The organism is Shewanella sp. DAU305, assembly GCF_026802235.1.
Taxonomy (GTDB): domain Bacteria; phylum Pseudomonadota; class Gammaproteobacteria; order Enterobacterales; family Shewanellaceae; genus Shewanella; species Shewanella baltica.
The window spans coordinates 478,538-491,221 of sequence record NZ_CP113808.1 but is presented as its reverse complement, the minus strand read 5'-3'; the positions used below and the strand labels follow the sequence as shown (position 1 = coordinate 491,221).

General features: G+C 44.4%; 12 protein-coding genes. 2 read left to right on the top strand and 10 right to left on the bottom strand.

The annotated features are described in order from the left end of the window. From OX890_RS02065 to OX890_RS02020, 10 genes are all read right to left on the bottom strand, one after another. The gene (locus tag OX890_RS02065) at positions 1-1,149 is read right to left on the bottom strand and encodes a restriction endonuclease subunit S (RefSeq protein ID WP_268650030.1); all 1,149 of its coding nucleotides are present in this window, start codon (positions 1,147-1,149) and stop codon (positions 1-3) included. A gap of 2 nt (positions 1,150-1,151) precedes the next feature. Continuing rightward, positions 1,152-2,609 carry a type I restriction-modification system subunit M gene (locus OX890_RS02060; RefSeq protein WP_268650029.1) on the bottom strand — a complete coding sequence of 486 codons (1,458 nt, stop codon included), beginning with the start codon at positions 2,607-2,609 and terminating at the stop codon, positions 1,152-1,154. Then, positions 2,606-4,120 carry an RNA-binding domain-containing protein gene (locus OX890_RS02055; protein ID WP_268650028.1) on the bottom strand — a complete coding sequence of 505 codons (1,515 nt, stop codon included), beginning with the start codon at positions 4,118-4,120 and terminating at the stop codon, positions 2,606-2,608. Before OX890_RS02055 ends, OX890_RS02060 begins: the two co-directional genes overlap by 4 nt. Then, complete coding sequence (locus OX890_RS02050) at positions 4,113-4,799, bottom strand: DUF4062 domain-containing protein (RefSeq protein WP_268650027.1); 687 nt, start codon at positions 4,797-4,799, stop codon at positions 4,113-4,115. Before OX890_RS02050 ends, OX890_RS02055 begins: the two co-directional genes overlap by 8 nt. Further along, a complete protein-coding gene (locus OX890_RS02045; RefSeq protein WP_268650026.1) occupies positions 4,796-6,295 on the bottom strand; it encodes a type I restriction-modification system subunit M in 1,500 nt (499 codons plus the stop codon). The genes OX890_RS02050 and OX890_RS02045 overlap by 4 nt, the downstream gene beginning before the upstream one ends. A gap of 3 nt (positions 6,296-6,298) precedes the next feature. After that, positions 6,299-6,520 carry a helix-turn-helix domain-containing protein gene (locus OX890_RS02040; protein ID WP_115164826.1) on the bottom strand — a complete coding sequence of 74 codons (222 nt, stop codon included), beginning with the start codon at positions 6,518-6,520 and terminating at the stop codon, positions 6,299-6,301. 253 nt (positions 6,521-6,773) lie between these two features. Beyond that, positions 6,774-7,400: a recombinase family protein gene (locus OX890_RS02035; protein ID WP_263179525.1), complete on the bottom strand. Its 627-nt coding sequence runs from the start codon at positions 7,398-7,400 to the stop codon at positions 6,774-6,776. Between the two features lie 132 nt (positions 7,401-7,532). Then, complete coding sequence (locus tag OX890_RS02030; RefSeq protein ID WP_049766862.1) at positions 7,533-7,916, bottom strand: hypothetical protein; 384 nt, start codon at positions 7,914-7,916, stop codon at positions 7,533-7,535. Positions 7,917-8,041: 125 nt separating this feature from the next. Next, entirely contained in the window at positions 8,042-8,473 is a 432-nt protein-coding gene (locus tag OX890_RS02025; RefSeq protein WP_259523887.1) for a hypothetical protein, read from the bottom strand. Further along, positions 8,470-9,312, bottom strand: coding sequence for a hypothetical protein (locus OX890_RS02020; protein WP_268650024.1), 843 nt, complete (start codon positions 9,310-9,312; stop codon positions 8,470-8,472). Before OX890_RS02020 ends, OX890_RS02025 begins: the two co-directional genes overlap by 4 nt. 564 nt (positions 9,313-9,876) lie before the next feature. Between OX890_RS02020 and mioC the strand changes: the two genes are divergently transcribed. Further along, entirely contained in the window at positions 9,877-10,317 is a 441-nt protein-coding gene (gene mioC, locus OX890_RS02015; RefSeq protein ID WP_006083832.1) for an FMN-binding protein MioC, read from the top strand. A 439-nt stretch (positions 10,318-10,756) separates the two neighbouring features. Next, positions 10,757-12,646: a tRNA uridine-5-carboxymethylaminomethyl(34) synthesis enzyme MnmG gene (mnmG, locus tag OX890_RS02010; RefSeq protein WP_012588971.1), complete on the top strand. Its 1,890-nt coding sequence runs from the start codon at positions 10,757-10,759 to the stop codon at positions 12,644-12,646. The last annotated feature ends 38 nt before the right edge of the window (positions 12,647-12,684 follow it).

Genomic DNA, 12,684 nt, shown 5'->3' with positions numbered 1-12,684 from the left:
CTAAACTCCTAAAAGCGCATATATCAATGCCTGCCTTAATTTAAAATAATGCTCTTTTTTATTTCGCAGGGTTATCATTGTTTCCTCAATACGCTCAAATTTCTGCATTAAAGGAGAGAGGTTAGATAACACTTCAGGATTAATAAAAATTTCGTCGAATACTCTTGCCGAAACACGCTGCCTGCCAGATGTCCCTTCCATATGATGAAGAGCGTAATGCCTGAATTTTTTGGTTTTTACTACATAAAAACCTAGTTTTTTGTTGCTCGATGTTCTAGAGCGAATGACTATGAATTCCGTAGAACCGATTGCTACATCATGCTCAGCCAAGAAGTCGACATAGCCAGCCTTACCATTTTCAAAGCAAGGAGTTATTCTAGCTAGGAGCACATCATTTTTCTCGAATTTTGCCCCGGAACTTTTTCCAGATTTCGTTTCGCTTTTGTAATCAATTTTAGGTAGTTCTATATCCAAGCAAGCCATATCAACATAGGGGCGGGAATCCCCCGTCGTTGACACCTTTGGGTTTATCCGAAATACAGTGCTCAGTGATTTCCAGCCCCTTTTTCGTCCAACTGAGGCTGTCTCAAGGTTTTTCCCGATCTCCGAATCAATTAAATCCTGATATAGCTTTTTTACTGCTAGAACACTTTCATTAAGATTCTTATAACACTCTTGAAACTTTTCTAAAATTTCTAAGGCATTTTGTTGTCTGCTTCCAGCTACAACATTGAACTCAAAGCTAACTACATCTTTCCAGCGAATATGCTTATTTGTCGAGCCAATCGTATTTCTTAGCGTGTGCTGACAAAACGCTTCTGACTGAAAGATAAATGGCAATAAACCAGGTTCCAAAAGATCACTATTTTTCGAAGAAAAAACTACAACTTTTTCTCCGCAATATCCCTCTCTATCAGCAACAGCTACCTTTCTTAGCTGAGGGTTTCTTGTAAGAAATAGTAAGTCGCCTTTATTGAATCGTTTTCCGAATGTAGGACCCATATCATCAGGAGCAATTCCATACCGTGAAAAATTTATTTCATTGCTATCAAAGTCTTCTCCGCGAACGCAAAAGCCGACCTTGGGATCTAAGCAGTTCTTCTCCCATATGTTTTTTTCTTCTACTAAATCAGATAGCGTAATCTTCATTACTATTTGCCCTCAAACAAAGACGAGACATTTTCGCTCAATTGGTTTCTCAACGAACGCCAACATGCAATCTCATAAGTAACATCGAAACTACTTTCTGTACTATTCATGTATATAGGAACGTTTAAGTTATAATCTTTGCTCTTAATATCTTCTATTGTGGCAACAACAACTTCTACGCCTGAACAGCTTTTCAGAGAGTTGTAAGATTTAACGATACTTTCTATGTTTGATTCGCTTAGATGCGCATGATTTCTAGTGATTACTATCTCATCATAAGCATTGATAAAAGCAATTTTTCTCTTTAATTCACTTCTTTTATTGCAGTTCAACAAAACAATGCAAGACGGCATAGGCGAGTTATAGAAAAGTCCAGGACCAAGACTTATTACACATTCAATAATGTCTGTCTTTACAATATTTTTCCTCAGCTCCTTTTCACTTTCCCGAAATAAGACTCCATTTGGCCAGAGCATAGCAGCGCGGCCAGTGTCGGGTTTTAGGCTTTTAATGATATGAGTATAAAAAGCATAATCCGCACAGCCTTGCGGCGGTACGCCGTAGAGGTTGCGGCCGTATGGGTCGGCGACAAACTTATCGCGGTTCCACTTTTTAATCGAATATGGCGGGTTGGCGAAAATCACATCAAACTGCTTGAGCTGGTCGTTTTCAATAAACTTGGGTTCAGCCAAGGTGTCGCCGCGTAGCACATCGAACTCTTCAATGTCGTGCAGGAACATGTTCATACGAGCTATAGCGGAGGTAAGCAGGTTAACCTCTTGCCCGTGTAAATGTACAGAACGCCACTCTTTACCTTGAGAACGGAGATCCATTACCGCATTAAGCAGCATACCGCCGGTGCCGCAGGTTGGGTCGTAAGCCGATTCACCGGGTTTTAAACCCATAATGCGTGTCATTAAATGCACGACGGTACGGTTGGTATAAAACTCGGCGGCGGTGTGGCCAGAATCGTCGGCGAATTTTTTGATTAGGTATTCGTAGGCCTCACCCAGATCATCCTGAGCAACCGATTTAATCCCCAGCGGGATTTTACTGAAATGCTCAATAAGATCAGATAGCAGATAATCAGGTAGACGCTCTTTATTCGTCCACTGGGCATCACCAAACACGCCATGTAAACGCGGGTTGTTGGCTTCAATTAAACGCAGTGCGTTTTGAATCGCCTCTCCAATGTTCTTGCTGGTGTGGCGCACCTTTTCCCAACTGGCTTCTTTAGGAATATCAAAACGGTGGAACATCGGCATAGCGGCGTATTCAGAATCGCCTTCATGGATCTCCAATGCTTCGGTGTATTCTTCCAAATACACATCCGATAGGCGCTTATAAAATAGCAGCGGGAAGATGTACTGCTTGTAGTCTGAGGCGTCGATTTGGCCGCGCAAAAACTCGGCTGCGCCCCAGAGTAAATCCTCTAATTTTTTCTTATTTAATGCGCTCATGATGTCTTCTTATCGCTTAGTTGCTGTTTTACTTGCAACCCAAGCGCGGTTAAACGGTATTTTTGGTTACGGCTGGTTGGCTTGTCTGGAATGGTCATTTCTACCAAGACAGGGGTTATCTCCAGTGCCGGCTTTAAGTAGTTTTTACGGAAGTGTTCGGCATCTTTTAGGGTCAAGGAATCCTGTAATTCCATTCGTGACTGCTCACCTTTAATTGCCAGTAGGAGCTTCGCAACTTCCGGGGTAACTTCCGGGGTAACTTCCGGGGTAACTTCCGGGGTAACTTCCGGGGTAACTTCCGGGGTAACTTCCGGGGTAACTTCCGGGGTAACTTCCGGGGTAACTTCCGGGGCGAACAGCGTCAAGGTCACGCCGGATGTGCTGTCTGAGTGCCATTTCGGTTCGGGGAGGCCCGCCTCTGTACAGGCCTCTTGGATCACCACACTGCCGCGGCCAAGCTTTTCCATATAGCCCTGTAGGTATAAACCGTGGGCGATGTCGGGGTTACGCAGTACCGAGATATGGCCTTGCCGAATTTTGTTCTCGTCTATGCCTTGCGGAAAAGCACCCGCATTCCAAATTTTCAGGTGCACAGGGCTAACTTCGACCTTAATACCACCGGCAAAGTTGCTGTAATCGCGGTGGGCAAAGGCATTTACAATGGCTTCGCGTACCGCTTGTTCCGGGTACATGGGGATATCTTCGCGCTGATTATTGGCGCTGCTAAAACGTGCGCGCGATGGCGTATTGCGCATAACAAAGGTAATGAGCTGCTCGATCACGTCGGCCATTGGGCCATCGAGGTGCTGTAAATCCTGATATTCGTCGTCGGCCTTATGGCGATAACATACAGCGCGCACGCGGGCTTGCGGATGGCGTTTACCCGGCGCACTGGCCAGTAACACATCGGCGGCATTGGTTAAACGGCCGTATTTGGCCAACGATAATAGTTGCAACTGGTGCAGAAAGCCTTGTTCTGCTTGCGCTACTTCTTTGGGAATGCGTTTGGCGGATAACAGCTTGTTACAAGCGCTGGTTGATAAACCTTGTTCGTCGAGTTCAGACGAGAACAAACGCTCCCAGCGGGTAGGTTCTACTTGCTTGCGCATGACCATGTCGCGGATGGTATCGACATCGGCTTTTTTGGTTTGCTCGCCTGCACGTATGTAGATGTCACTGTTAAAGGCGTAAGGGATGTCTTTTCCGGCCGGCACTTCAACAATTAATAGCTGTTTGTTTTCGACTTCCTGTACTTCTATCGAAAACAGTACTGGCGGTTGAATCGCCGATTTAAGCTGGCTTTCTAGCTGTTCAGCCACTTGCACAGCATGTTCTACGCCCTTGATTTGGCCTTTATCATCGACACCGCATAGCAGGTAACCACCTTGGGTATTTAAAAAGGCACAGACTTGTGGGCCGCAGTGTTTTAACTCGCAACTTGTAAGGTATTCAAGGGTTTGGTTTTCGCCCAGTGACAGGAGTTGTTTTAGTTGTGCGGCCGTTTTACTCATGGCGTGCTCCTACTGAGGCGCTAACTTGACTGACATTTTGAAAATGTTCGGTCAGGCGCTGCTCTACGTCTTGATAGCGAGAGAACTGCGCAACCACAAAAAGGTTAGCGCCGTCGTCGCGATCGAACTTTTGCACCCAGTTGCCTTGGCGATCATCCTGTGGCAGTTGTTCCATGGTGGCGTCTTCGTACATTTGAATGACGCGAATATCACTTATCGAACTTGCTTTGCGTGACAGCTTAAGTTTGCTTCTGCCCTCAGTACCAACAAATGGTCCTTTTACTCTTTTCCCATTCTCATCTCGGGCATTTTCGTCGTCATCCACACACCAAAGATCATTTAATAACTTGCGTGCAAATACGACATGATCGTGTGCTAAAAACCAGCGAGGTTTATTGAGCTCAATGGCTTTTTTCATCTCTTGGTGGGTAATGGACAGCCCAGTTGCATCAACGCCACTACCGTATTGCGGGGTAATGATGCCTAAAAATAGGTCGCATTTTTCTACTGCTTTTAAGCAGCTTTCGAAGGCGGTTTCGTTGGACGATACCGGTACAGTGCCTTTATGCGACATCCAAACTTCATAACCAAAGGCGGTTAGTAGTGAATATACGCGGTCGAGCAGCTCTTCTACGCCATAAACGGTGGATGACACCATCACCGTGAGCTTTTTGCTCATAGTTCAAACCCTTGCTTGATCAGCAGTGCTTCCAGTTCATTTTCGGCTTGCTCCAGGGCGGCCAGCTTTTGTTGGAAGTCTTTTAGCGCCTCTTCCACTGTAATGGTTTCTTCTTCAAGCGGTTTTTGTACATAACGTGCAATATTTAAATTGAAGTCGTTTTCTTCAATTTCACTATGGGGAACCCAACGCGCAACGCCTTCGATGTCATCAGCTTCAGGGCCTTTGGTGCGCATCTGCCGATAAATCTCATAAATGTCGTCCGCTTGGGTTTCTGACAAGGTATTTTGTGCCCGGCCTTTGGTAAAAATCTCTTCAGCATTGATGATCAGCACGTGATCTTGGTGAGCTAAAGGCCTTTGTTTGCGCAGCACTAAAATACAAGCAAGAATACCGGTGCCATAAAACAGGTTAGAAGCAACGCCGATGACGGCGACAATGCGGTTTTCTTTGAGTAAATTCTCGCGAATTTTCCCTTCTGCACCACCACGGAATAGCACCCCGTGTGGCAATACCACCGCCATGCGACCACTCTCGTTCAAAGATGCAAACATATGTTGCACCCAAGCAAAATCACCGTTGGTTTTAGGGGCTAAACCATATTTCGCTCTGCCATAAGGGTCAGCACTCCAGTTATCATATCCCCACTCTTTCAAACTAAATGGCGGGTTGGCGATAACACAATCAAAGGTTTCTAAACGATCATTCTTAAGGAATTTAGGATCACGCAGCGTATCACCCCGAACGATATGAAAATCCTCCTGTCCATGCAGGAAAAGGTTCATACGGGCAATGGCTTCAGTGGTCAGGTTCTTTTCTTGGCCTTTTATTTTTAGTAGGCGTGGATCACCGCCGTTCTCTTTAACGTGGTGGATGGTTTCCAGCAGCATGCCACCAGTACCACACGCAGGGTCATAAACGCCTTCACCTGCTAGTGGGTCAAGAATATTGACCATCAAGCGAACAATAGTACGAGGAGTGTAAAACTCCCCCGCCTTTTTGTTGGCCTTGTCAGCAAAGCGTTTAATCAGATATTCGTATGCCCGGCCCATGTCGTCGTTGCGAACGGACGCAACACCAAGATTTACCTTGTTGAAATGGTTGAGCAAGGTAGCAAGCAGTTCATCAGATAAACGTTCTTTGTTGGTCCAACTGGCATCACCGAAGATTCCATGTAGTTTGGGATTAGCCATTTCGATACCACGAAAAGCATCTTTTAATGTCTGGCCGATGTTTTTGGTCTCGGAAAAGACATCTCTCCAATGACAATATTCAGGAATTTGAATGCGATGGAACATATCGCCTTTGGCGAGCTCAGCGTCACCCACTTGCTCCATTGCTTCGAGATATTCTTCGTCGTACACATCGCAGATACGTTTGAAAAAGAGGATCGGAAAAATATAGGTTTTGTAATCTGAAGCATCGATAGGCCCGGTAATGATATGAGCTGCGTGCCAAAGGTGTGCTTCGAGGTCTTTGATGTTAATTAGGGTCATTGTTTACTCATTTCCGACGGATTCCGCAGGCGATTTTTCTAGCAATTCTTGTATGTTGCAGTTAAATAAATCACACAGCTTATCTAGTGCGTCTAGGTCCACTTTTAGCGCGGTTTCCTTATAAAGTAGTGTGATGGTGGTGCGGCTTAGGCCGGTTTCGCGCATCACATCACTAATACGCATTTTATGTTCGCCCATTAAACGGGCAAGGTGGCAGCGGATCATGCTTTCTCCACGAGAGTATTCACACATTTGCGTTTTATTTCATTGAAAATTTCAATCACAACATATTGATTGAAGTATGATTTTTAACCATTAAAACTTAGGGTAGTCACTACAGCTTACCCTATCACGATTATGATTTTTCTCAACTTATTTGAGTTGAAATGTAATTTTTTAGGGTAATGAGAACAGATTATCAGTGTGAGGATTTTGAATTGCCGTAATCAAGAAAATGATACGGCAGAAAGTAGTGGAATTACTGCTCTGTACAACCGATATTCTTCGAGATAGTTGCAATCAGGTGCCGCGAACACCCCAACATATCCTGAATGTCACTATAGCTATGGCCGGTCTTCAATAGGCTGGCTATGTGTTGATGCCGTTTCAGATCTGGTTGACGCCCATTGTATTTTCCATCAACTTTAGCCTTTGCGATTCCCTGAGATTGACGACGTCGCCGGTCATCATAATCTTTGCGGGCAACTGCGGCGAGCATATCCAACATCATGGCATTAACCGCCTGTAAAATAGCGCCGGTAAAGTCAGTTTCGCTATGTTGTTGTAAAGCCAGCCAACTGGTGGGAAGTTCCGGTGAAACAATGGCTAGGCGTTTGCTGGCCAGCTTTTGTTTCAACGTATCCCAATCACTTTGCTTGAGCCGCGCCAGACGGTCGATCTGTTCAACTAGCACAATGTCACCCTCGCCTGACTCGGCAATCAAACGCATCAACTCTGGCCGGTGCAACGTGGCGCCAGAAACATTCTCAATATAAAAGGCAGCGATTAGCTGGCCATGCTGAGCAGCAAACTGGATGAGGGATTCTCGTGCCCGTTCAGCATTTTGTTCTTTGGTTGATGCGCGAAGGTAAGCTCGAATTAACATCTTGATCTCCACAGTCTGTTATAAGTGGTACTTTATCTCTGGTCTGGTTTAGGTGGTTCTGTTGGTAGTAAAACCAGTCTGATGGCTAGTTCCGTTGATGTGTACTCAAAAGGAACCAGCTAAGTGCCAAAATCAGTCATCAAACCCAATATGGTTTCTATAGTCGTAATCAAAACTATCCATGAAAACGGAACTATCTGGTTTCATTCGTTTATGACGACTTGGTATTGGGTAGGTTTTATTTAACTTCATCATATTTCTGACAAACGCAACGAATAGATAGCCAGCCCAAAGTGCCAAGGACATTTGCCAACACAAATAAGTGAGTGCACACCAAAAAGGAACGGCTAACCACCATCTGCGTTGGATAAATGCGAAAGCTTTAAAGCACCAAATTACCAATGGCAAACCTGCGAGCAAGAATCCCCATCCAGAGTCTTGAGCTAGCATCAATCCCAGTAGTAAAACACCAAGCAACACTATATTTACTAAATCATTTTTGAGATTTTGACTCATGTTTCCCCTCCAACTCTTCGGTTTGAGGTTTGTCTTGGCCTGACAATTTCTGATTGGCTCTATAGCTGTAAAGACACCAGAAAGTGACCAAACTAAAAAATAGGAATAGCCCAAGCATTCCCCAGTCAAATGCAGTCATAACGACCTCCGCTCACTCGAATATCCATTCCCTGTAAACTGAATAACTTGGAAAACATAGAATCAGTCATTTCATCGAGTTCAGATAATTCGAATTCAGGAACTATAAGAGGCATGCCAAAATACTGAAGGTTACGATAGGATGATGGCTCAAAAATGCCGTGCGGATAGCTGTCTAACGTGTTGAAAGTCTGATTCAGTCTGAGATCAACAATCCAACCGCCAGGAAGCTCAATCCAACTATGTGGATAGACTAATTCTCCCGTGCTCTTGCATTTGACACATCCCACTCTAGGTTGATGAAACACCGAATTTCTCGTCAGTAGATGACTGATCAGGTAGGTAATAATTATGGGGTCAGTTTGGAGTTCATCCATCGCCAGAACAATATTGTCTAGATCCTGATATTCACTATTCATAAAGCAGGCTCCTTAAACAACTGTTGTTTTCCTTGTTCATACAGCACTGGATATGGGAGAGATTGGCCATCCTGAACCACAAGGTTAGGTGGGTAATAGATCACCATCCACGATGGCAATGCAGCACTGACGGCTCTATAAAACTCATCAACTGGAAAGTCTTGTGGACCTGACTGGCGGAAAAAAAAGCGAGAATAGTTCTTCGAGTGATTGGCGACGATGTTGTAGCTTTCGGACTCACCACCTTTAATATAGAGCGGGCTCTTCCAGAGATAAGGAGTCGTAATGTTATAAGCAACCACACATTGACCAATACCGCATCCATGCTCAGCGCTTTCAACAGACCAAAGAATCATGGGATGGCCATCAATTTCCGGCGTTTCTACATTACTCAGTTTAGTGATATTCAACGCCATATCATCGGCCATATGCAGGATAGCCTGATCGACAAGATGCACGTATTTCTCATAAGCCTGAGATTCTGAAGTAGCTGCAGATGCGGGCATCCATCCCATAAGACTTGGTCTAGCCGAGGGATTGTCTGGTGTCATCATTATATCGGTAGCGTTAAACGCGAACGTCTGCGTACCAGAAAGACGCCTAAGCGGATCATCAAATGAAGTCGTTAGCCTGGCGAGATCAAGCAATGGAACCAACATACCCTTGCTATAAGAGTGGACACCATCGTGGGAATCTCTCAAATCCAAATCGTAGATGCCCCCGGCTCGCGCTAGATTTAAAGCCCGAGATTCATCTTGAGCATAATGACGGGGTCCAGTTACGCAATCAGACAAGGACACACATAAAGCGATTAATGATAAAGATGGGTATTTTTTCATGATTACCTCCTGCTTTATAAAGATTCGCATGGAGGTAGTAAAATGCAAGCTATTTTGATAAATTTTTATTAAAAATCAATGGTTTGTACTGATAGTACAAACTTCAAAATGGGTAACAATAGCAGTTTATATTCTTTTCCCACTTTCCCAGATATCCCACTTTAAAAATGTTGAGAATCCCCTAGAATAGATACTTCCATGACAAAACCCGACAAATGAGTTGCACTCCACATGTGCGCCAATATTCTTCTAACAATTTGAATAGTTTTACATTTTTAGTTTCTGTATCGGGAAGTAATATTCTCAACATGTGAACTGCTTTTCTAGCTAAGGCTTGTTGTGCTCAACAAGCCTTTCTTTTAACTAAAAGCTCGTTATCCCGCTTATATTCCTCCCTAAATCCCTCTCCCTTTACGCGCATAAATCCCAGATTTACACAGCATCTCATAGAGACAAGCCTGGTTTTACCTTATGATGAAGCCGTATTAACACCCGAATACAGCCCCAAAAAGGCAGTAAACGAGTGTATTTCAGCGAGATTATCCATAAAAGGTATCGTCATAAATGGCAAAGATTGAAGTAATAGTCGGCACAACATTGGGCAGTGCAGAGTATGTCGCCGACGAAATGATGGCGCAATTGACGGATCAAGGGCACCAAGTTCAAGTGCATTTAACCCCAACTCTGTGTGAAATCGACACCCATGCACTGTGGATTATCGTGTCATCTACCCACGGCGCAGGTGATCTTCCAGATAATATCCAGCCCTTTTTCAATGAAATTACCGAGCAAAAACCGGATCTCAGCCAAGTGAACTTTGCCTTATGTGCAATTGGCGACTCAAGTTACGACACCTTTTGCCAAGGCCCTGAAAAATTAATTTCAGCCATTCAAGACTGCGATGCTAAAGCCTTTGTGGATAAGATCCAGATCGATGTACAGCTTGATCCCGTGCCAGAAGACCCAGCCCTTGCATGGTTAGCACAATGGCAACAGGAGATTTAAGATCGCCTATGGGATAAGGTCGCGATCTATGTACAGTTTAGATCCTATTTATCCACAATTTACTTATTTAAAGTATAAACATGTGGATAAGCTATTATTTAGATCTGATCAACCTCTGTACTATTCACACTCCGATCTGCTTAATGATCCACCCTGTGGATAAGTAGGCGATCTATCCCCATGTTTAATGGCGTTAGATCGCGATCAGATCACAGGATCAAGATCGCGCTAATTAATGATTTATATACTGAATTTGGGTTATGCACAGAAAAACGCGATCCTAATAGTAAACATAATAAGAAGATCTATATAAAGATCTTAAGATCTATTAGTCAGGATCATCTCGATCGAGCAGCGTAAAATGATCATTCACCTAGCGCAAAGCAAATGCTAAAATACTCGGCTCGTACTGAGTCTCTTAGCAATTGAAGGTAGTGGCATGCATTTTCATGAACGGTTTGATGTTATTGTTGTTGGTGGTGGTCATGCCGGAACTGAAGCCGCGTTGGCAGCAGCAAGAATGGGATCAAAAACATTATTACTAACGCACAATATCGATACGTTAGGACAAATGTCATGTAATCCAGCGATCGGTGGCATAGGCAAAGGCCACCTAGTGAAAGAAATTGACGCCTTAGGCGGTGCAATGGCGATCGCAACCGATTATGCAGGGATCCAATTTAGAACCTTGAATTCAAGCAAAGGCCCAGCAGTACGAGCGACACGTGCACAAGCTGACCGTGCGCTGTATCGTCAAAAAATCCAAAACATATTACAAAACCAACCTAACTTACGTATTTTCCAACAAGCCGTTGATGACTTAATTGTTGAAAATCATCAAGTCGTTGGCGTAGTGACTCAAATGGGATTAGCCTTTGAATCTCCAGCCGTTGTGTTAACAACAGGCACATTCTTAAGCGGCAAAATCCACATAGGGTTAGAAAACTACAGCGGTGGCCGTGCAGGCGATCCACCAGCCATTGCCTTAGCCAATCGTTTACGTGAATTACCGATCCGTGTGGGCCGTTTAAAAACTGGTACCCCGCCACGTATCGATGCAAACACGATCGATTTTTCTCAAATGGCTGAACAAAAAGGTGATTCTCCGTTACCTGTGATGTCGTTTATGGGTGATGTCAGTCATCATCCAAAGCAGATTTCTTGCTGGATCACTCATACCAATGAAAAAACCCATGAAATTATTCGTGGTGGTTTAGACAGAAGCCCAATGTATTCAGGCGTAATCGAGGGTATTGGCCCACGTTATTGCCCATCGATTGAAGACAAGATCCACCGGTTTGCGGATAAATCTTCGCATCAGATCTTTATCGAACCTGAAGGGTTAAATACCAATGAGATCTACCCTAACGGGATCTCGACCAGCTTACCTTTCGATGTACAGCTGAATTTAGTACGTTCGATCAAGGGCATGGAAAACGCAGAAATCATGCGTCCAGGTTATGCGATCGAATATGATTATTTCGATCCAAGAGATCTTAAAAACTCATTAGAAACCAAAGCGATCAATGGGTTATTCTTCGCTGGCCAAATAAACGGCACAACCGGTTATGAAGAAGCCGGTGCTCAAGGTTTATTAGCGGGCATGAATGCATCACTGCAAGTGCAAGGCAAAGAAGCTTGGTGTCCACGTCGTGACGAAGCGTATCTTGGGGTGCTGGTTGACGATCTGTCGACTCTGGGTACCAAAGAACCGTACCGCATGTTTACTAGCCGTGCCGAATACCGTTTGTTACTCCGTGAAGATAACGCCGACATTCGCTTAACGGCAAAAGGTCGCGAACTCGGTTTAGTCGACGACGCTCGCTGGGCAGCATTTAGTGAGAAGCTAGAATCCATTGAACTTGAACTGCAAAGGCTACGTGGCCAATGGGTACATCCAAATTCGCCTTTGATCCATGCGTTAAACCCACATTTGAATACGCCTATCTCTCGCGAAGCGTCATTTGAAGAGTTACTGCGTCGTCCAGAAATGGATTACAGCAAGTTAATGCAGATTGAAGGTTTTGGTCCTGGGCTTGAAGATCCACAAGCAGCTGAACAAGTTCAGATCCAAGTGAAGTACTCTGGTTATATTCAACGCCAGCAGGAAGAGATCAACAAAGCCGTGCGTAATGAGAACACAGGTTTACCTTTGACGCTCGATTACAAAGAAGTACCGGGCTTGTCGAACGAAGTGATTGCTAAGTTAAATAACCACAAACCAGAAACCATAGGCCAAGCGTCACGGATCTCTGGTATTACCCCTGCGGCTATTTCAATTTTGTTGGTTCACCTCAAAAAGCGTGGCTTATTACGTAAGAGTGCGTAAAAGCTAGCTTAATCGCTGCTTAGGTCATAGAAGGGAAG